Genomic DNA, 20,145 nt, shown 5'->3' on the forward strand with positions numbered 1-20,145 from the left:
TAAGGTTTATCCCTTGGATTAAGTTTGGAAAGAAGGATTTAGATCGTATTTTTCAACAATTAAAGTCTAAGTTTTAACAATGCATTTTTGGATTTCCCTTGTATCTTTTCAAGTCCTTCTTTCTATTTCAAGTTTTGCCCAGTCAAGAGTCCCTATTCGACTTAATCGACATTTTTATGAGATCCCCAAAGAGGACAGCTTAACTCATCAGTTCAATAAGCTGGTCTCTTATACTCCTGATTCGATAAAGATCGAGCGGATTTTCGACTTGGAAAACCGAATGATTCGTCAAATCAAAACCTTTCCCCCTACTCCAGATATCCATGAAAAAACAACGGAGCAGTTTGAGGAAAATGGGAAATTACTCTGGAGAAGGACAGAGAATCTTTTGAATGACAAATTTATCCAGACTTATTTCCATGATAATGAACAGGTCGGACAGGTTCTTTATGAGGGGAATCGTCAGTATTTTACCCAAAGAGCGGGCGAACCAGAACCAACCCTGAATTTCGAAAATGACTTTTTGCCACAACTGTTCACGGGAAAGGAGGAATGGATAAATTATCTGAGTAAAAACCTAAAGGTTCGGCCTTCAGAATTACCCGATTATGACCAAAAGATCATTGCTGCTCTTTATGTGGATGAAAAGGGTATGGTGACCCAGACTGAATGGGCAAATCCCTTGGGTGGGGAAAAGAAATTTGCAGACCGATTTATAGAACTGATAAAGGAATGGAACTGGAGTTTTCTTCCTGCTAAGGATTCATTTGGAAATCCTAAAGGAGAATGGATCACTATTCCCTTAAATCTAAATCAACCTGAAAAGATCCAAAAAGGAATTATTTACCAATAAAACTAACCCAACTCATTAAAACCTTATCTATGAAACGTAAAGGCTACTTTTCAATTTTCTTGTTTTTACTAATCGGATTTTCTTTTAGCGCTTTTGCTCAAAAGGAAACAATAAGCTATCTCAATCAGCATTTCTACCAAATCCCAAAAGGGGATGTAGAAAACTTGGCCTATACCCAGAAAAGCTTCAGAAATAAAGCAAAAGAGCAAGTTTTTTACATTTTGAATTCAGAAAACCGAATGGTAATCCAAAAGAAAGTCGGAGTAAATCAGGAAGGAGGATTCAACCAAGAAATCTCTGAGGAATTTGATTCCTTAAATCGCCTGATCAAGCAAACCATCAAAAATCTGGATAATGGGAAATACATCTCTTTTTATTACGAGGAAGGAGAAAAAATTGCAGAGGTGAGTTATGTGGGAATTGACTCATTTGAAGTTTGGAGAGGTAATCCCGAATCAAAAAAAATGTCAGATCGAGATGATTTCTATCCTGGTTTAGATAAAACTAAGTTGAATGAGATTTTTGCCAAAAACCTCCAATACCCTATTCCTGCCAGACAAAAAATGGAACAGGGAACTGTCCAAATAGCCTTGTTGATTTCAGAGGATGGAAAAGTGCTTAAAACAGAAGTTGCCAATCCTGGAGAGGTGAGTAAGTTATTGGCAAAAGAAGCTTTGAGGGTAATTGAGCTATATTCCGGACCATTTTTTCCTGCCTTGGATGCAAAAGGAAATCCAATTCAGAAATGGATGTACGTTCCGGTAAGATTCAAATTGGGATAAAAAAAGCCGATCAAATGATCGGCTTTCCTTTTAATTTCCTCCTGCTTTTTCTTCCTCTTTTGCTTTCCGCTTGAATCCTTTTCTGAAAGGCCAGGTATATTCCAAAGCTTCAAGACCTCTGTTCAAATTGTAGGTTGCAGAATCTGTATTCTGAAGTGTGCTTCTTAAGGATTCAGCAAAAGCTGGATCATTAAGCATGGTTCCCAAAGCATTATCAGGATCATCCAATTTTGCTGAAATCTCCTCCAGCTTTTTGGTGAGTTGCTGGGTATTTTCTGCACTTGCCTTGAAGCTTGCGATAGTTGCGCGCAACTCGTCAGCAATTTCGGTATCAGTGACTAGATCATTGAAAAGGTTCCCTTCTTTATTTAGCTTTCCAGCGAAAGTGTTCAGTTCGGCTAACATTCTGTTGCTATTTGCTGAAGCTTTATCCAGATTATTTACGATTTCTTTAAAGCGAACCGCAAGCGTAGAATCAGTCATTACAGCTCCCACAATGCCTTCACCAGCCGCCAACTTTCCTGTCAAAAGCTTCAGATCAGCGGTAATTTCTACTAGGTTTTCATTATTTACCTGAAGGGTCTCCATCATTTGATCTGTGTCCAAAGGCATTACGGCCTCAAGTCTGTCACCTTCTTCAACAGGAGGAAAATCAGTACTTCCACCGTAAATCACGATGATTTTATTACCAATCAAACCATCAGAACTGATGGTAGCTTTGGAATTCTTGCGGATAAATTCAGAAACAGATTCTTCTACATTCATTTCTACTTCTACCTGAGAATCTCCGTAGAAATTGATTTTTCGAACCGTTCCTATTTTCACCCCGGAAAACCAGATGTTGTTTCCTGTTTGAAGACCTCCGATGTCATCAAAGACGGCCTTGAGATGGATCGCTTTGACAAACTTCTTCTGTTGCCCTCCTAAGGTCAGAATACCTGTCACCAAGATTGCAATCCCGATAAAGACAAAAATCCCAACTAATACGGATCGTTTATTTTCTCCTCTCATGAGTTTATAAAATTATAATCGTAAAATGATTTCACTCGTTCATCCTCGGCCCTTGGGAAGATTTCTTCAAAGGTTCCGATTGATTTAAATTGACCATCCAATAAAACAGCCATTCGGTCTCCTGTCATTTTTGCACAGGCCAAGTCGTGTGTAATAACAATTGAGGTTGTTTTATACCTTTCCCGAACTTCATTGATCAGGTTATTGATGTCCACACAGGTAATCGGATCAAGTCCTGCTGTAGGCTCATCATAGAGCATGATTTCTGGATTCAAAATCAAAGTTCGAGCTACCCCAATTCTTTTTTTCTGTCCACCTGACAATTCAGAAGGCATTTGATTGATCGTTTGAGGAAGCCCTACGGCATCCAACAACTCTTCAATCTTATAGGTAATGTCTTTTTTGGTCAGGTTTTTAACATTTCTAACCAAAGGAAACTCCATGTTTTCTCTTACGGTCATGGAATCGTAAAGTGCTGAATTTTGAAAGGAAAAGCCGATTTTCAGCCTAAGCGCATTGAGTTCTTTGGTATTCAAATCGGAAACTTCTCTTCCCAAAACCTTCATAGAGCCACTGTCCTGCTTCAATAAACCAACCATGATTTTGATCAAAACAGATTTTCCGGTTCCGGAACGGCCTAAAACGACTAAGTTTTCTTCTTTATACAAATCCAAGTCAACGCCCATAAGAACGTCCAAATCACCAAATGATTTATACAAATTCCTTACTTCGACTACAACATCTCTATTTCCCATAACCTATAGACTCCGTATTGCATTGACAATCTGAAGAGACAATAACTCCTCGATAAAGATCAGAAACATAGCCATTACTACAGCCGAATTGGCGGCTCTACCCACACCTTCAGTTCCTTTTGAAGAATTATAGCCTTTATAGCAACCCACAATCCCAATCGTGAAACCGAAAACCAGGGACTTTAATACAGATGAAAAGACATCCAAAAATGAAATAGAATCAAACACCTGAACAAAGAAGGTCGAAAGACTTACCAATTCATTTTTATTCACATTTATAAAAGATCCAATTAACGCCACAAAGTCTGTGTACATCACAAGCATAGGGATCATAAAGGTGGTGGCCAGAACTCTTGTGACAACCAGAAATTTGAAAGGATTGGTAGCAGAAACCTCCATGGCATCAATCTGCTCTGTTACTTTCATGGAGCCAATTTCTGCACCGATACTGGATCCGACTTTACCCGCTGCAATCAAGGCAGTCACCAAAGGTCCCATTGCCCTTACCACGGCAATGGAAATCAAAGAAGGCAACCAGGAAGTAGCGCCAAACTCTGAAAGTGAGGGCCTGGACTGATTTGTAAATACTATCCCGACGATAAATCCAGTCAAGGAAATCAATGGAAGGGATTCAACCCCTATTCTGTAACACTGATGAATTACTTCTTTGAATTCGTAGGGAGGCAAAAACACCTCCTGAAAGAAGCGCCTGACAAAATTCCAGGCATCTGCCAGACCTGTAAAAAACTTATCAATTTTCTTTGAAAGCAAAGGCTTTCTAACATCCGATCCTTCGGCCATAGTTTTAGAAGCTATCTACTTGCCAATTGTTCACTATCAAGCAAGCTATACAAAGAAAACAAAATTAAAACCATCCCCTGCCCGAACAAGAGTTTTTTTGAATTATAAATGGTTAATTCCTTTTTAAATTTTCCTTCGTTTCCTGAATAAAAACTAATTGCAATAACGCGTTACTAAAGAATTCTATTTAAAAGTTGGGACATTTTTCAGGATACCATTCCAGCAATTTTTTGCCAGTCATCCTCAGCAAGAGGCTTTTCAAAAATCATTTTCACCTGAGGGAAATCAGCCATTTTACCCAGGTCTTCTGGAGTAGCATGAGCTGTCAAAAAAACCAAAGGGGCAGACGAAATTTTGGTAAATCTTTCAATCCAATCCCAAGCAGATTCTCCTTCCAAATTCAGGTCGGAAAGAATGATATCCACCACGTTATTTCCAAGCCAATCTTCCATAGAATTTGGTTTTGAAAAAGTCTGTACTTCGAAAGAAGGTAGATGAATCTGGAAAAGCTTCTTCATCAAAATATGCTGAATCCTGTCGTCATCTAGGTAGGCAATAGTTGGCATGGAAAAACTGGTTTCTTGCGATTTTCTTGATTAGGTCTATTTAAATCTAAAACTAAAATTAAAAACGGTATATCTAGCTTGGTTGGACTTAGAAGGATGGAAACTTTCTTTTTTAGCTCAATCTAAATTTTTTAGTCTCGGCAAATTAAGTATTATCTAAACCAGTCTTATCCTATTTTAAATCAGCTAGTTAAATCCTATTCAATAAATCATAAAATTAAATAAGAATGGAGGGATTTTAGGTGCTCAAAGGCATCCATTATTATTTTGGATTCTCTTAGAAATTGCAAGGATCAGGCCATAATTTTTCATCGAAACGCTCCCTTTTGGATGAAAGAAACTGATTTGCCTATTCTAGAATCATTGAATTTGAGGGGCTACTTTTTTGAAAAAACCAAGGCTCCCCTACCCTAATTTCATAAGCTCTTCATGAATCCGAATTACAGAAATAGAAAATTCCAAACCCATATACCTTGGTTTATAACATTAAAAATTTGCTATTTTATGCCTAGTCAATTCGATTAATTTCCTGTCCAGATAAGATAGTTTTCTTATCAACGAACACCTAGAATTTAGCCCATTTTCACCCACTCAAAAACCCTAAGCAACATGAAGAAATTACTGTTTTCCCTCTCGCTCTTACTTGGATTTTCCACCCTTTGTTTTTCTCAAAATCAATACGACGAGCCCTTAGCAACTAAGCTGGGAGCGGATGAGTTGGGAATGAAAAAATACGTCATGGCCTTCCTCCTCCGGGGGGATCGGATAAGCGAATACAGCGCCGAGCAAAGACAAGAAATTCAAGCAGGCCATATGGCCAATATTGGAAAAATGGCCGAAATGGGAAAGCTGGTTTTGGCTGGTCCATTTTTCGGAAATGAAGATCTTCGGGGTATTTACATCTTCGATGTCCAAAGTATTGAAGAAGCTAAAGCCTTGACGGAAACTGATCCTGCTATCAAGGCCGGGGTCCTGAAAATGGATTTGAAAGAATGGTATGGCTCAGCAGCTCTGTTGATGGTCAATGAACTCCATGAAAAAATCGCTAAAAAAAGCTTCTAGGAGATTTTCCAAACTTATCCTAAATCAATAACCTATCTCCCACAGATCTCCTTGTATGGACAATATTCGCACTTTTTCAAATCTTCGGTCTGATTAAATGGATTCTCGGGATTAAGAATCTCAGTCAATAGATTGGTAATTCCTTCCATAAATCCCCCTTCCACTTCCCTGTAATCCTGAATCTCCTCTCCATTCAGTTGCAGAAATGGATTGAATTTTGGGTTGTAGATTTCCTTGATATTGAAAATTCCTGGTTTGAGAGGCTTTTGATTGTCGGGATGCTTCCATTGGAAAAAGTAAGCATACAACAAAGTCTGCATAGCCGCCTTATTTCGGTTTTTCTCCTTTCGGTCAAAAAGGGAAGCAATTGATTTAACCTTCTTGTTGTCCTTTCCGGTTTTATAATCTATTAGTCGAACCATGCCATCCTTAAGATCAACTCTGTCAATCACTCCTCCAAGAGCCACTTTTACTTCTCCGGAATTCAGGGTGACCGGAATCTTAGCTGGAATATTCATCTCTACACCTAATACTGTAAATTCTCCATTCTTCTGATCGTATTCCAAAATGGCTTGGAGATACTTTTTGAAAATCTCCCGTGCAATCTCCAGCTGACCTGAATACTCCATGGTTTGGCCTTCAGGAACTTGATAAAAATCCCGAATAGCCAAATCTACTGCTGCAGGAACTTGAGGAATCAATCGATCAAACTCATGGCTATCGATTTTCCTTGGTGGATTGTTTTCTCCCAATCCATACAAATGCTCCATTGCCCCATGCAAAATGGTACCGAAAGTAGAAGGATCGATTTCTGTCACCACTTCCTCTTTTTCTTTCAGTCCTGCCACATATCGGAAATAGAATTTCAGGGGACAGTCCAGATACATGTTCAAGGCCGAAGCAGATAGAGGCTTGGTAAATCCTTCTGATTCTTCTTTCGCCAAAAAGACCTTCATGGACTCCAAAACCTCAGGAGTTTTTTGAATAGAAATTTCCTTTGAAGGGGTCAAACCCACAGGAACCAAGACAATCTCAGGTTTGGAAACCTCCATTTCAGCTTGCATTTGCTGGATAAAACGGCTCATTTCTCCTGCTTTCCCCTGATCTGCTGAAGTAGTGTAGATCAAATGGACTTCCTCGGCTCTATGCAGCAAGCGATAAAAGGTATAGGCATAGATCGCATCGTTTTGTTCCTGAACCGGCAGTCCAAAAGCCCTTCTCAGGTTAAATGGAATCATCGAATTGATTCCTCCACCAGGAGGAAAACTACCCTCATTCACGTCGCAAATGATTACTCTTCGGAAATCCAAGTTTCTCGACTCCAAAACCCCCATGATCTGAAGTCCCTGCAGGGGCTCGCCTTCAAATGGCAACTTCAGCTCCCTGAAAATTTGTCTAAACAGCTTCAGTACAAAGTCCATTTTCAGGGAATGCGAAGAATTGGAATGGAAAATCTCCTTAATTCGATTGAGTTGCTTGTAGGCCTGAAACAAATAGCTTCGCTGAACCTCATCTTCTTGAAGTTCCTTTGCCAAATGCTCAATTAATTTCCCCAAATAGTCAAAAAGATCAGAAGGAGCTACTTTTTGGAATACCAAGTGGGAAATCTCCAAATTCCCCAAAAGCAATTCCTGAGGTACCTCAAGTATATTTTCCTTTTTGATTTTTTCCAGCAAGGCCGAAAAATGGTCCTCATCCTTTCCCATCAAGTAGGGAAAAGACAGGAGGTCAGTCACCGGCTTATGGTAAAAACTAATTCCTGCTTCTTTTTCCTTGACATAGCGCTGGAGCTCCAATACCGCATCCAAAAAAGCATAAACGGGGGCATTTCTGACCGGATATCCCATGGTCACGTTGAGCTTATCAATTTGCTCAGGAAGGGAATGCAATACCGGAAAAAGCAGCTGCTCATCTGGCAGAATAATCACCGTTTCCTCCAAAGGCTCCTCTTCCGAAATCGCTTCCAACAGCTTCCCAACCAGATTGGCCTGATTGGTTTTCAGGGGAATTGAATGAATTTTTATCTGATCTTTCTTTTGCCGGATTTGATCTGGAATTTCTTCAGGAAAGGTTTTGCCAAAGACTTTGTCTTTTTGATAATCCCTGAAAAATAAACCTGCCTCTTGGAGGGGATCTTGGAGATAATATTGGTCCAAATCCCAAAAAACCTCAGCTCCAAATTCCTTGACAAAATGTTTAATGAGCTTTTCTTCGGTCAACGTAAAAGCATTGAAACCGACAAAAATATAATGCTTTTTAGGCCCGGGTATCTGATCTAGGTTTTCAGCCACTTGCCGATACAACTGGCCCGAATTAGCTAAACCGGCGGTCTTCAAGCGATGCTGAAAGTCATCATACAATCGGCCCAGAATCTGCCAAAACCGAAGGAATTTTTCCTTTTCCTGCTCATTCTGTCTGGCAAAAGCCAACCAAAACTGAGAAATCAACTCTTTTTGCTCCTCCGTTAAAAAGCTTAAGTCAGACTCAAATTCCTTGATTTCTGCGAGATTTTGATAGACGACTTTGGCGGGAGCCATAAACTGGTCCAGATCATTAAAATCTTTGAGAATCAACTCACCCCAAAAATAAAATCGATCAAAATCCTCGGGCTCTTCCTGAATCTGACGATACAATTCGTACAGTTCAAAAATCAGGGTCAACTCATCCGCCGGAGTATTTCCTGCCAGCCCATAAAACACCTGCTCAATCGTCCTGACTTCAGGCATCCAAACCGGGTTTTCGATCAGTTCGCCTAAGTATCGAGTAAAAAACAAACCCGCTCTCCTATTGGGAAGCACGATCACCAAATCCTTCAAATCTCTTTGAGAATCTAGAATTTGCCGCGCAGTATCTTTCAAAAAAGGAATCATACTTCGATAATTTCGGTAGGTTCTAGGTAGCAAAGGAATCCTTCCACCCGTTTAGGACTGAGTTTCGCCACCAAGTCCATGTATTCTTTGACTTGCTGGATATGGGATGGATATTTTTCTCCGGTTTTGAAGTCCACTACGAGAATTTTATTCTCCCCGATCAAAATGCGATCTGGGCGCTTTTGGCTCCCTCCTGGAAGTAAAATCCCCTGCTCAGCTAAAACCTGATATTCTTTTCCAAACCAGGTTTGAAATTGGCTCAGTGAAAAAAGCTTGTTTAGCTGCCCCCCAACTTCCTCTGCGGTTTGACTATCCAGACGACCTTCGAAAGTATATTGCTGAAGCAAAAGCTCCGCATCTTTTTCATTTTGAGAAGCCGCCAAGATCTCGTGTACGATCACTCCCAACTTTCTTTGGGCTCTTGCCTGAAGGCCGGAACCAGAAAAGTCCCAAGCCATTTTCTTAGTCTTTAACTTACTTCTCCAGTCATGGGATTCCCAACGCAAGGATCTTGGGACAAAGGCTCCGTTTTCTTTTTTATCAGGGCTATTTCCCCATTCTCCTGCTTCAAAAATCAAATTCTCGGCGTCCCAACTTTGATTTGAACCGAATTCAGAAATCTGAAAACCCGAGGAAAACAGCTGGTAAAGAATATTCCCTGTAGACTTTTGAGAAACACCATTGGATTGGCTATTGGTAAAATTAGAATGGCCCCAAATCACCTCTTCCGCCCGAGTGAAGGCCACATAGAGCATGTTCAAAGAATCCAAATAAGCCAATCTGATCTCATCCTCATAAGCTTTGGAAAAAAGGGAATTCTTCAAAGATGTGCTATGGCTGAGGGGTATGACAGTTTCTAGTCCGTTTTCAGTGCCAAATGGAGACCAAATCACCGGAGCCTGCAATCCAGTAGCTACAATTTTCCAATCCAAAAATGGCATCAAAACCACTTTGTATTGAAGACCTTTGGACTTGTGAATCGTCAAAATCCGCATGGCATCGTGATCTTCGGGGATTTTGACGGTCCTTTTCCCTTTATTTAATTCCCACCAATCCAGAAATCCAATCAAGTCAGCCCGATTCTTTTTCACAAAATCAAAAACCGCCTCTTTGAATCCCGATATGTATGCCAGATCGCTTCTGGTTTTCATCAAATCCAAAAATTCAATGCATTCCTCCAATAGCTCCAAAAGGGGCAATTGAAGCAGATTTTGAAGATTCGACTTCAACTCCGCATCTTTTGACTGGAGTTCAGGAGCGAGTTTATCCTTTTCAAAAAGCGCATGCGAAAATGGAATTTCATGCATAAGGGCATAATAGTACCAAGCAGTTTTGATAGAAACGCGATCAGCAGGATTGCTCAAATAGGTAAACAAGGCCACCAAACATTTCACTGCAGCTGATTTATCCAAAAAGAGAGACTCTTCTGAAAGGACATCAAATCGATACCCAGAGTCTGGATGCTCACGATCATAGGTCATCAAATAATCGGCTATTTCGGCACCTTGGGCATTTTTCCGAACCAAGAAAGCAATGTCTTTTAACTCATACCCTAGATCCTGAAGCTTTTTCAACAAGGGAGGAATTTTACTCAAAACATCATCTTCATCTTCATCCTCCTCCTCTTCAGTTGAGGAATATCTGGAACTAGCTTCCTTTTGGACAAATTCCAAACGGATTTTCCCTTGAAAGTCAAAGCTCTTTTTTTCTTCAGGAATCTTCTGAATTGCCTCATGAAAGGCCTCCTGAAGCAGATTTTTGGGATCTAATCCAAATTCCCGCTCCATTCCTTCCTGCATCAAATGAGGAAGAGCAGTGAAAAGGGAATTATTAAACTGGATGATCCCTGGAAGGCTTCGGTAATTGGTATCCAAGTTTTCAATCTTGATGTAGTCTTCTCGAATCTGCTGTTGAACGTCAGTTAAGAGCAATTCCAGCTTTCCCCCTCTCCAGCGATAAATGGATTGCTTGACATCCCCAACCAGCAGATTGGTATTTCCGGATGCCAGTGAGTTTTCCAGTAAAGGCTTAAAACTCGTCCATTGAAAATCTGAGGTGTCCTGAAATTCATCGATCAGGTAATTGCGGTACTGATTCCCGATTTTCTCATAGATAAAAGGAGCGTCATTGTCTTTGGTGATTTCCTGAAGAAAGTCATTGACATCAGAAATCAGCAAAATTCCCTCCTCTTCTTTGAGTTCTCTCAATTCCAAAATCAAATCCCTGAAGACTCCAAAAGCATTCAGGTTCTTATGCAAGGCTTGCAATGTATTCCAATGCTTTTGCTTTTCAGGCAATTGGTTTAGAATACCAATTAATGAGCCTTCTTGATAAGCGCTTTCTATTTGGGACAATAACTTGGAAGTTTTGGAACTCCATTCGGAAAACTCATTCAACTTCTCAATTCTTGTAGATTCCAGCTTGGAAAATGGATTTTCAGGATCTCCAAGTCTGGAAAAATTTAAAGCGAAGCCTCTGGATCCACCCTTAAAATCCAGCCATTCCAAACCGAAAGTCGCACGGATTTCCTCCGCTTTTTGCCTCATTGCCTCAGCTTCCTTGATAGCTTTGGCACGCTCCTCACGGATATATTTTCGGAAATCTCCCAAGAATCCTTCCTTGGCTACACTTTGCTGAAATAGGCTTCGATAGGCTTTAAACCTTTCTTTAAATATCTCCTGCCCAAGGCTTTTGATTCCACTTCGAATATCCCAGGACTTTTCGTCCTCTATTTGCTCCTCAGCATATTCCACGAGCCATTTTCGAAGGTTTTTATCCTGAGTGACTTTCTCCACAATCCTATCCACCAGTCGCTCCAAGACCGCATCCGTATCGAGTTCCAGATCAAATTTTGCCTGCAAATCCATCTCTCTGGCAAAAGACCTAATCACCCGCTGAAAGAAGGAGTCAATGGTACTTACTGCAAAAAATCCATAGCCATGAAGGATATGTAGCAGAGTCTCTCTGGCTCTGGACTGAAGCTGAGATGGCTCCAAGCCCAAGGAATTCATTAATTTTTGATCTAAAGGCTCACTAGGATTCACTTCCTTGCTCAATCTTCCCAACACTTTCAAAATCCTTTCCTTCATCTCTTGAGTAGCCTTATTGGTAAAAGTGACTGCCAGAATCTGCTTATAGGCCGATTTGGGATGCTGAAGGGCAAGCTTTAAGTATTCCAAAGTCAGGGTATAGGTTTTCCCTGAGCCAGCGGAAGATTTGTAAATAATGAAGGGTTTGTGATCCATGGAAAAAAAGTCAATGTCCGAAGATAAAAAAGCCTTTGGTTTTTCCTTTGGTAGTTGGAGGACTTCGACGAATATTGTCGGAAAACCCCTCAAAGAAAATGCGTTGTAAATACCCTGATTTTTGGGCATTTTGAAGGCGATTAATTCTCAAACCCATGAAAAACCTATTCTCTATACTTTTCTTAATTCTATTTTCCTTAGGAGCCCAGGCCAAGGATGGCTATGAACTTTGGCTGGATTATCAGCCCATTTCCAATCCCCAACTGAGAAATGAAGTAAGCTCTTTGTTTAGCGGAGTTTATTTTTTTGGTCAAAACCCAACCTTTGATATCGTCAAAAAAGAACTGGCTATTTCAGGATTAAAGCTGGTAAATCAAGACCCAGTTTTCCGAACTGAACGACTAAACCCAACCAAGCTCTGGTTGGGTACGAGAGAACAATTAAGTCAGGTCTTGGGCCTTCAGCAGCAGGTTGAAATTCAGAAGTTGGACGAAGATGGATATTGGAGAGGACCTATAGATTTTCAGGGAAATACCTATTACGCCATCATAGGAAATAAGCCTGTTGGAGTACTCTATGGGGTGTTTGATTGGCTAAAAAGTATTCAAACCGAAACTTTCAATCTAAAATCAGAAAAATCTGATTATCCAAAGGTTAAACTACGAATGCTCAACCATTGGGATAATTTGGATCGAACCGTTGAAAGAGGCTATGCAGGCTTTTCGATTTGGGATTGGCACAAGCTTCCCGGCTACATCGATCCTAGATATATCGAATATGCCCGAGCCAATGCAAGCTTGGGAATCAATGCGGTTTCCCTCACCAATGTCAATGCAAATGCGAGAATCCTGACCACTGATTTTATGAAAAAGGCAAAGGTTTTGGCGGACCTTTTTAGACCTTATGGCATCAAGGTTTTCCTGACTGCTCGCTTTTCTGCACCCATGGAAATCGGAGGACTTAAGACAGCTGACCCTTTAGATCCTGAAGTAATTAGCTTCTGGAAAAAGAAAACGGACGAGATGTATTCTTTTATCCCTGATTTTGGAGGTTTTCTTGTTAAAGCCAATTCGGAAGGACAGCCAGGCCCACATGAATACAAAAGAACCCATGCCGAAGGAGCAAACATGTTGGCTGATGCCTTGGCTCCGCATGGTGGGATTTTGATTTGGAGGGCTTTTGTCTATTCCCATGAAATCGATGAAGATCGGCATAAGCAGGCCAATCTGGAATTCGTTCCGCTTGATGGAAAATTCAGGGATAACGTGATCATTCAAGTAAAAAATGGGGCAATTGACTTCCAGCCCAGAGAACCCTTCCACCCACTCTTTGGAGCGGTTAAAAACACCAACCTGGGAATGGAATTTCAGATTACCCAAGAATACTTGGGACAGGCAACCCAATTGGTTTACCTCGCTCCTATGTGGAAAGAGGTATTGGATACCAAAACTTACAGCCCAAGTTCTAATTCAACAGTAGCAGGAATTGTAGATGGAAGCGATTCAAACCAAAAGCTTACGCTAATGGCCGGCGTGTCTAATATCGGCACTGACCGTAATTGGACCGGACACCTAATGGCCCAATCCAACTGGTTTGCTTTCGGAAGATTGGCTTGGGATCCATACTTGAGCTCAGAGGAAATTGCTTCTGAATGGATTAAAATGACCTTTGGTCAAAAACCAGATTCCAATGCCAAAATCAAGGAAATTATGCTGGATTCCCATGAAGCAGCGGTGAATTACATGACTCCACTTGGCTTGCATCACATCATGGGCAGAAGCCATCATTATGGTCCAGGTCCTTGGGTTGAAGGTGGTCGTGCGGATTGGACCTCCCTGTATTATCATCGGGCAGACAGTTTGGGTATTGGATTCGATCGGACAGATTCAGGTTCAAATGCTTTGGCTCAATATGCGCCGGAAATCGCCAATTCCTGGTCAGACCCAACCCAAATTCCGGAAAAATATCTGCTTTGGTTTCATCACCTTCCATGGGATTACAGGATGAAATCGGGTAACACGCTATGGAATGAAATCGCTTTGCATTACGACCAAGGAGTAAAATCTGCCAGAAAAATGAAGTCAACTTGGGATTCCTTGGAAGGCCAGATAGACCCAGAAAGATTTTCACACATTAGTCAATTGCTAGCCATCCAGGTTCAGGAAGCAGAATGGTGGAGAAATGCATGTTTACTTTATTTCCAAACCTTCTCCAATAGGCCTTTTCCTTCAGAAATCGAAAAGCCTGAAGGGGATCTGGAATATTACAAAAGCTTGGATTTCCCTTTCGCACCGGGTATCCGGCCTAGGTGGTAATCTTTCCCAGTCATGAAAAACTATACTATTCCAGCTTCCACGAGAATTGGACATGTTCACCTGAAAGTAAGTGACATTCAAAAGTCCTTGGATTTCTATTGTGGTTTGTTGGGTTTTGAATTGGTTACCATGTATGGAAAAGATGCTGCGTTTATTTCTGCTGGAGGTTACCATCATCATATCGGACTAAATACCTGGCAGAGCAAAGGAGGAATTCCGGCGCCCAAAAACGCCGCTGGCTTATTTCATACCGCCATTCTTTACCCAACGAGAAAGGATTTGGCCATCATTTTAAACCGATTAATTGATGCCAACTATCCTCTCTCAGGTGCAGCTGATCATGGAGTCTCTGAGGCTATTTATTTAGATGACCCAGATGAAAACGGAGTAGAATTGTATTGGGATAGGCCTAAGGAACTCTGGCCAAAGGATGAAAATGGGGAATTGGTCATGTATACCCGACAACTGGATATTCCCGGTTTATTGAGATTAGCGGAGTGAAAGGGCTTAAATCCTATCGCCAACCCAATTCTTGATCAATTCCATCACCTCTTCCCTATCCGAATCATTGATCAGTTCATGATAGCCTCCGGAAAAAAGCTTGAAGGTTTTATCGGATGATTTGGCCTGCTTAAAAAACTCCACCGAGCCCATTGGATTGGTTAGTCGATCTGAGTCTCCATGAATCAGTAAAAAAGGCAATTCGAATTGACCCGCATTTTGCTGGATAAACTGCATCATTTGATACAATTCGTAGCCGGTTCGAACAGGTATATTTTCCTGATAATTCAGGGGATCGGAAATGTATTTTTCTACTTCCTCGGGAATTCTAGAAACTCCCGAAATATCCAATTTGACTGCCTTGAGTTTTGGTAAAAATCGGTTCATCAAGCCAGAAAGTGCAATCAGAATTTTGGAAGTTCCTTCGGCTTCCTTGATGGCTGGGCTACTTAAAACCACTCCTGTGGCTTCAGGCTTGTATTTCAAAACATAAGCCGCAACCAATCCTCCGCCCATGCTATGCCCATAGATAAAGCTGGGTATACCTTTAAGGTAGTTTTTAGCTTTGCCATAAAGCACATCGATATCCTTCAGATAATCTTCGTATGAGTCAAAATAGGCGCTAATCTTTCCCTCGGCAGATTTTCCATGCCCTCTTCCATCAAAGGTGAAAACAGCAACTCCAGCATCCACCAGCTTTTCAACTAGGTGCGCATATCTCCCGCTATGCTCCCCTAGGCCATGAACCAAGAGCAAGCTGGCCTTTGGGTTTTCTGGCATCCAAGCTTGGAGATATAATTTTTTCCCGTCATGGGTAGAATAGCTGGTCTCAAAATGATTCATATCCGATCTGTTTGCCCATGAAGATACTAAAAGTGCGGTATTTCAATTAATTTGGGAAAAGTCAACATTCCTAACCATGAAAAACTCAAAAAACCTTATCCTGATTTTATTTTTTGCTCTTGTTTTCAGCATTCCAGGCTTCTCCCAATCCAAATTCTCATCCGAAAGGCTAGACCGTTACGACGAGTTTTTTCAAAGTGAAATAGAAAAAGGAAAGCTGCCGGGCATAGTCACTTTGATCTATAAGGATGGAGAAAAGGTACATGAATCCGCTTTGGGCTATTCGGACATTGCCGGCAAAAAGCCAATGCGCACAGACCAGATTTTCTATATCCAGTCCATGACCAAACCCATTGTAACTACTGCATTTATGATGCTGTATGAGGAAGGTCACTTTTTCCTAACTGACCCGGTTTCGAAATATTTACCCGAATTCAAGGAATAAAAAGTCGCCGTAGATCCATCAAAGGGATCAGAAGGCGGGTTAGTACCGGCAAATTCTCAGATCACAATTGCCCAGGTATTAAGCCATACCGCAGGCTTTTCCCATGGACTTTCTGCAAGCAAACTTGACGAGGAAGTCCGAAACGCACTTTACTATGCTCCACAAAAGAATCTGGAAAGCAGGGTTAAAACCCTGGCTTCACTTCCATTAGTGGGACAACCCGGAAAGCAGTGGAATTATTCTGCCTCACCGGATATTTTGGGACGAATGATCGAGGTGATTTCCGGGAAAAACCTGGCTGATTTTCTTCAGGAAAGACTTTTCGGTCCACTTGAAATGAAGGATACAGGCTATAATCTCAGTGATTCCCAAAAACCAAGAATGGCTCAACTTCATGCCTATGACAAGGAAGGAGAACTCATCAAAACCGAAAATCAAACACCAACCTCTGGAAATACGGTTTTTGGAGGAACTCACGGACTATTTTCAACCGCTCAGGATTATTCCCTTTTCGCAAGAATGCTTCTCAATGGGGGAGAGTGGAATGGAAAAAGATTTATCAGTTCAAAGACTTTAGAGCTGATGACTCTACCTCATGAGGATGGGCTTTTTGGAGATCCTGGAAAAGGTTTTGGATATGGATTCGCAGTGGTGGATGATTTGGCAGCGACCAATGCGCTTGGTTCGGAGGGAACATTTTATTGGAGTGGGGCATATTCCACCTACTTCTTCATAGATCCAAAGGAAAATACGGTCGCAATTTTCATGACCCAGCTGACTCCATTTAGCGGGTTTTATGAAAACAAGTTTAAGCAAATGGTTTATCAGGCTATTGAATAAGTGAGGGACCCAAAGGATGGAAAATGATATTTATCACCCTTTCCGTTTTAAAAAATCCCTACTTTGACAACCAATACAATTCACGGTTTCATGCATATGTCTGGTTCTGGTAAACAAAAAATCCTCTTTGGAACACTGGCTCTAAGTCTGGGAGTTTTGGTTTTTTCTTGTGGTACGTCTGACACCCCAACCATCACCCCAACTACTCAATCCATTACCGAATCAGTCTACGCTTCAGGCCTGATCAAGGCGAAAGACCAGTATGAGGCTTTTGCTTTGGCAAATGGTCCAATTCAGGAGATTTTTGTCTCGGAAGGGGATACAGTAGCTATTGGCACTCCAATTCTAAAAATCTTCAGTGAAGCCGAAAAATTGAGGAGAGAGAATGCCCAGCTTGCGCAGAATTACGCCGATCAGCAAGCCAATCAAACTCGGCTTAAGGATCTGGAACTTTCCATCGAATTAGCTAAAAGCAAACTTCGAAATGATTCCCTGCTGTGGGTTCGCACCAAAAACCTCTGGTCGAAAGGAATCGGCACAGCGGTAGATTTGGAGCAAAAGGAGCTGAATTATAAAAACTCCAAGACCAGCTACGAATCCGCCCTACTTCGATATCGAGACTTGAAAAGGGAAATTGACTTCAATTCCAAAAGCGCAAGTAAAAATCTCCGCATAAGTGAAGTTTTGGAGGAAGAGTACATTCTGAAAAGTAAAATTGAAGGAGTGGTTTATTCTATTCCCAAAGAGATCGGGGAAATGGTAAGTCCACAGATTCCTTTGGCTGTAATCGGAAAGGCCGGAGAGTTTATTCTTGAGCTCCAAGTGGATGAGTACGATATTGCCAAGGTCAAAAAAGATCAGGTAGTCATGATCCAAATGGATAGCTTCAAGGAGGAAGTGTTTGAAGGAAAAGTGACCAAAATCTATCCGATTATGGATAGCAGAAGTAAGACCTTTACAGTTGAGGCGGTTTTCACCAAAGGTCCAAGCCGACTTTATCCCAACCTTACATTGGAGGCTAATATCATCACCCAAACCAAGGAGAATACCCTGATTATTCCCAGAAATTACCTCTGGAATGACAATGAGGTGATTACCGTAGATGGGGACACGATTCCGGTGAAAGTAGGAATCAAAACCTATCAATACGCTGAAATTCTGGAAGGAATCAGCTCAACCACTGAATTAATCCAGCCTGGAAAATGAAGTGGTCCTTGATTTTGGAAATAGCGAAGGCCTTGATGTTTGCCAGAATGAAGCAAACCTTGATTGCCGCAACTGGGGTAATGTTTAGCATCACCATGTTTGTAGCCTTACTGGGCTTTATGAATGGATTGAATTCCATGCTTGATGGCTTGGTGCTCAACCGAACGCCTCATATCCGCTTTTACAATGAAATCAAACCCAATCCCAATCAACCGATTGACCAAAGTCCTGAATTCAAAAACTCACTCAACATCATTCGCTCCATCAAACCGAGCACAAGCAGACTGGCCATTCACAATAGCTCCAACATAATTCGAAATCTGGAGCAAGATTCCCGTGTTTTGGGTGTCAGCCCTAAGATTTCTGCTCAGGTTTTTTTCAATGTTGGAACAATTGACTTGACAGGAATTGTAAATGGAATTGAAGTAGAAAAAGAAGCCGAACTCTTCGCATTTACGGATTATGTGACGGCAGGAAATTATCAAGACCTCAATCAGATCAACACCATTATCCTCGGAAAAGGAGCAGCGGATCGGATGATGGCAGAAATCGGAGATGTCATTCAAGTCACCACCGCTCAAGGTAATCGGGTTCAATTGAAAGTAGTGGGCTATTATCAAAGTGGATTGGGGGACTTTGACAATGTAAATAGCTATGCTTCTATCACCACTGTCCAAAAAATGCTTGGTGAACCATCTTCTTATATCACAGACATCCAAGTCAAGCTGAAAGACTTCAATCAAGCTCCAGCCATGGCAAAAGAATTGGGGGGAATATTTCAGATTGACGCAGATGATATCCAGACGGTGAATGCCCAATTTGAAACCGGAACTCAAATCAGAACTTTAATCAGCTATGCCGTAGGAATTACCCTTTTGGTAGTTTCAGGCTTTGGGATTTACAATATCCTGAACATGATGATTTATGAAAAACTGGATACCATAGCCATATTAAAAGCCACAGGATTCAATAGCCAGGATGTCAATCGAATTTTTATCTCCATTGCCTTGGCCATTGGAATCGTTGGAGGGACTTTGGGCTTGATCTTTGGATTTCTGGCTGGGCTTGGCATAGATCAGGTTCCATTTGAAACGGAAGCCCTTCCTACGATCAAGACTTTTCCCGTGGATTACAATCCTAAATACTATATCATAGGTGGCACCTTCAGTTTGATTACCACTTACTTTGCGGGATTTTTCCCTGCCAGAAAAGCATCTGGAATCGATCCTGTAGAAATCATCCGCGGTAAATAAATGCTTTATGCCCGTACTGGAAGCAAGAAATATTGACAAGTTTTTTTACAATCCTACCGAAACCCAGGTCTTAAAAAAAGTGAGTTTCAAGGTAGATAGAGGTGAATTTGTTTCGGTAGTGGGAAAATCAGGTTGTGGAAAGTCCACCTTATTATACATCCTGTCCACCATGGATACGGACTATAAAGGCGAGCTATATATGGATGAGGAATTGATCACTGGAAAGCCTCACAACTACCTCTCCCACCTCAGAAACAAGAAAATCGGCTTCGTTTTCCAGTTTCATTACCTGCTCAATGAATTTTCAGTTTTGGAGAATGTCATGATTCCGGGATTGAAATTGGGGGAATATTCCCGAGAGCAATTGGAGCACAGAGCAATGGAAAAGCTTAGGATTTTTGACATGCAGGACCATGCACTCAAAAAAGCCAATCAGCTTTCCGGAGGACAAAAGCAAAGAGTCGCCATCGCCAGAGCATTGATCAATGATCCGCTTTTGATCATGGGAGATGAACCTACAGGAAATCTCGACAAGAAAAACTCCGACATCGTATTCAATAAATTCAAAGAGTTAGCTCAAGAATTTAAGCAGACCATGTTGATCGTTACCCATGATCCCGAATTTGCAGAGGGTACTGATCGAATTATTGAAATGAAAGATGGGCGAGTAATTAGGCAGTAGGCAGTGGGCAGTATTCAGCTTGTAAAGGTCTAAAATAGATTGACCGTTTTTGAGAGTTACACAACTTTCAAGACATGGAAAATCAACATCAATCGCATCAACCAGTCCGTCATTT

General features: G+C 41.3%; 15 protein-coding genes and 1 pseudogene. 9 read left to right on the forward strand and 7 right to left on the reverse strand.

What is annotated here, in order from left to right; all coding sequences use genetic code 11:
• The first annotated feature begins 79 nt into the window (after positions 1 to 79).
• Positions 80 to 853 carry a hypothetical protein gene (locus tag DFQ04_RS07510; protein WP_133554232.1) on the forward strand — a complete coding sequence of 258 codons (774 nt, stop codon included), beginning with the start codon at positions 80 to 82 and terminating at the stop codon, positions 851 to 853.
• A gap of 29 nt (positions 854 to 882) precedes the next feature.
• On the forward strand, positions 883 to 1,635 hold the full coding sequence (locus DFQ04_RS07515; RefSeq protein ID WP_133554234.1) for an energy transducer TonB: 753 nt from the start codon (positions 883 to 885) through the stop codon (positions 1,633 to 1,635).
• Positions 1,636 to 1,665: 30 nt separating this feature from the next.
• Here the strand turns inward: DFQ04_RS07515 and DFQ04_RS07520 are convergent, their stop codons facing one another.
• The 4 genes from DFQ04_RS07520 to DFQ04_RS07535 all read right to left on the reverse strand — a co-directional run bounded on the left by DFQ04_RS07520 (position 1,666) and on the right by DFQ04_RS07535 (position 4,768).
• A complete protein-coding gene (locus tag DFQ04_RS07520) occupies positions 1,666 to 2,646 on the reverse strand; it encodes an MlaD family protein (RefSeq protein WP_133554236.1) in 981 nt (326 codons plus the stop codon).
• The gene (locus DFQ04_RS07525; protein ID WP_133554238.1) at positions 2,643 to 3,401 is read right to left on the reverse strand and encodes an ABC transporter ATP-binding protein; all 759 of its coding nucleotides are present in this window, start codon (positions 3,399 to 3,401) and stop codon (positions 2,643 to 2,645) included. Before DFQ04_RS07525 ends, DFQ04_RS07520 begins: the two co-directional genes overlap by 4 nt.
• Positions 3,402 to 3,404: 3 nt before the next feature.
• Complete coding sequence (locus DFQ04_RS07530) at positions 3,405 to 4,202, reverse strand: MlaE family ABC transporter permease (RefSeq protein ID WP_133554239.1); 798 nt, start codon at positions 4,200 to 4,202, stop codon at positions 3,405 to 3,407.
• Positions 4,203 to 4,408: 206 nt separating this feature from the next.
• Positions 4,409 to 4,768: a response regulator gene (locus DFQ04_RS07535; protein WP_133554242.1), complete on the reverse strand. Its 360-nt coding sequence runs from the start codon at positions 4,766 to 4,768 to the stop codon at positions 4,409 to 4,411.
• A gap of 609 nt (positions 4,769 to 5,377) precedes the next feature.
• Between DFQ04_RS07535 and DFQ04_RS07540 the strand changes: the two genes are divergently transcribed.
• Positions 5,378 to 5,830, forward strand: a complete 453-nt coding sequence (locus tag DFQ04_RS07540) for a YciI family protein (RefSeq protein ID WP_133554244.1) — start codon at positions 5,378 to 5,380, stop codon at positions 5,828 to 5,830.
• 32 nt (positions 5,831 to 5,862) lie between these two features.
• Here the strand turns inward: DFQ04_RS07540 and DFQ04_RS07545 are convergent, their stop codons facing one another.
• Positions 5,863 to 8,700 carry a PD-(D/E)XK nuclease family protein gene (locus tag DFQ04_RS07545; protein WP_133554246.1) on the reverse strand — a complete coding sequence of 946 codons (2,838 nt, stop codon included), beginning with the start codon at positions 8,698 to 8,700 and terminating at the stop codon, positions 5,863 to 5,865.
• The gene (locus tag DFQ04_RS07550; RefSeq protein ID WP_133554248.1) at positions 8,697 to 11,945 is read right to left on the reverse strand and encodes a UvrD-helicase domain-containing protein; all 3,249 of its coding nucleotides are present in this window, start codon (positions 11,943 to 11,945) and stop codon (positions 8,697 to 8,699) included. The genes DFQ04_RS07545 and DFQ04_RS07550 overlap by 4 nt, the downstream gene beginning before the upstream one ends.
• A gap of 155 nt (positions 11,946 to 12,100) precedes the next feature.
• On the opposite strand from DFQ04_RS07550, the gene DFQ04_RS07555 reads away from it, so the two are divergent.
• Together DFQ04_RS07555 and DFQ04_RS07560 are read left to right on the forward strand one after the other, a co-directional pair.
• Positions 12,101 to 14,260: an alpha-glucuronidase family glycosyl hydrolase gene (locus DFQ04_RS07555; RefSeq protein WP_133554250.1), complete on the forward strand. Its 2,160-nt coding sequence runs from the start codon at positions 12,101 to 12,103 to the stop codon at positions 14,258 to 14,260.
• A gap of 12 nt (positions 14,261 to 14,272) precedes the next feature.
• Positions 14,273 to 14,761 carry a VOC family protein gene (locus tag DFQ04_RS07560; RefSeq protein WP_133554252.1) on the forward strand — a complete coding sequence of 163 codons (489 nt, stop codon included), beginning with the start codon at positions 14,273 to 14,275 and terminating at the stop codon, positions 14,759 to 14,761.
• 6 nt (positions 14,762 to 14,767) lie between these two features.
• Here DFQ04_RS07560 and DFQ04_RS07565 read toward each other — a convergent pair whose 3' ends face one another.
• Positions 14,768 to 15,604, reverse strand: coding sequence for an alpha/beta hydrolase (locus tag DFQ04_RS07565; protein ID WP_133554254.1), 837 nt, complete (start codon positions 15,602 to 15,604; stop codon positions 14,768 to 14,770).
• Positions 15,605 to 15,680: 76 nt separating this feature from the next.
• On the opposite strand from DFQ04_RS07565, the pseudogene DFQ04_RS18425 reads away from it, so the two are divergent.
• The 4 genes and pseudogenes from DFQ04_RS18425 (at position 15,681) to DFQ04_RS07590 (ending at position 20,030) form a co-directional block, all read left to right on the forward strand.
• A pseudogene (locus DFQ04_RS18425) lies at positions 15,681 to 16,889 on the forward strand (serine hydrolase domain-containing protein).
• Between the two features lie 63 nt (positions 16,890 to 16,952).
• Positions 16,953 to 18,095 carry an efflux RND transporter periplasmic adaptor subunit gene (locus tag DFQ04_RS07580; protein ID WP_243739647.1) on the forward strand — a complete coding sequence of 381 codons (1,143 nt, stop codon included), beginning with the start codon at positions 16,953 to 16,955 and terminating at the stop codon, positions 18,093 to 18,095.
• Positions 18,092 to 19,348 (forward strand): ABC transporter permease, encoded by a 1,257-nt coding sequence (locus DFQ04_RS07585; RefSeq protein ID WP_133554260.1) that lies wholly within the window; start codon positions 18,092 to 18,094, stop codon positions 19,346 to 19,348. Before DFQ04_RS07580 ends, DFQ04_RS07585 begins: the two co-directional genes overlap by 4 nt.
• A gap of 7 nt (positions 19,349 to 19,355) precedes the next feature.
• The gene (locus DFQ04_RS07590; protein WP_133554262.1) at positions 19,356 to 20,030 is read left to right on the forward strand and encodes an ABC transporter ATP-binding protein; all 675 of its coding nucleotides are present in this window, start codon (positions 19,356 to 19,358) and stop codon (positions 20,028 to 20,030) included.
• Positions 20,031 to 20,145 lie beyond the last annotated feature (115 nt).

Origin of the sequence: Algoriphagus boseongensis, from assembly GCF_004362805.1 — a bacterium.
Lineage (GTDB): Bacteria > Bacteroidota > Bacteroidia > Cytophagales > Cyclobacteriaceae > Algoriphagus > Algoriphagus boseongensis.

Coding starts and splice junctions, on each gene's coding strand:
- DFQ04_RS07535 (WP_133554242.1), bottom strand. CDS start 4,768: ATGCCAACTATTGCCTACCTAGATGACGACAGGATTCAGCATATTTTG.
- DFQ04_RS07545 (WP_133554246.1), bottom strand. CDS start 8,700: ATGATTCCTTTTTTGAAAGATACTGCGCGGCAAATTCTAGATTCTCAA.
- DFQ04_RS07560 (WP_133554252.1), top strand. CDS start 14,273: ATGAAAAACTATACTATTCCAGCTTCCACGAGAATTGGACATGTTCAC.
- DFQ04_RS07530 (WP_133554239.1), bottom strand. CDS start 4,202: ATGGCCGAAGGATCGGATGTTAGAAAGCCTTTGCTTTCAAAGAAAATT.
- DFQ04_RS07525 (WP_133554238.1), bottom strand. CDS start 3,401: ATGGGAAATAGAGATGTTGTAGTCGAAGTAAGGAATTTGTATAAATCA.
- DFQ04_RS07510 (WP_133554232.1), top strand. CDS start 80: ATGCATTTTTGGATTTCCCTTGTATCTTTTCAAGTCCTTCTTTCTATT.
- DFQ04_RS07590 (WP_133554262.1), top strand. CDS start 19,356: ATGCCCGTACTGGAAGCAAGAAATATTGACAAGTTTTTTTACAATCCT.
- DFQ04_RS07565 (WP_133554254.1), bottom strand. CDS start 15,604: ATGAATCATTTTGAGACCAGCTATTCTACCCATGACGGGAAAAAATTA.
- DFQ04_RS07550 (WP_133554248.1), bottom strand. CDS start 11,945: ATGGATCACAAACCCTTCATTATTTACAAATCTTCCGCTGGCTCAGGG.
- DFQ04_RS07540 (WP_133554244.1), top strand. CDS start 5,378: ATGAAGAAATTACTGTTTTCCCTCTCGCTCTTACTTGGATTTTCCACC.
- DFQ04_RS07585 (WP_133554260.1), top strand. CDS start 18,092: ATGAAGTGGTCCTTGATTTTGGAAATAGCGAAGGCCTTGATGTTTGCC.
- DFQ04_RS07520 (WP_133554236.1), bottom strand. CDS start 2,646: ATGAGAGGAGAAAATAAACGATCCGTATTAGTTGGGATTTTTGTCTTT.
- DFQ04_RS07515 (WP_133554234.1), top strand. CDS start 883: ATGAAACGTAAAGGCTACTTTTCAATTTTCTTGTTTTTACTAATCGGA.
- DFQ04_RS07555 (WP_133554250.1), top strand. CDS start 12,101: ATGAAAAACCTATTCTCTATACTTTTCTTAATTCTATTTTCCTTAGGA.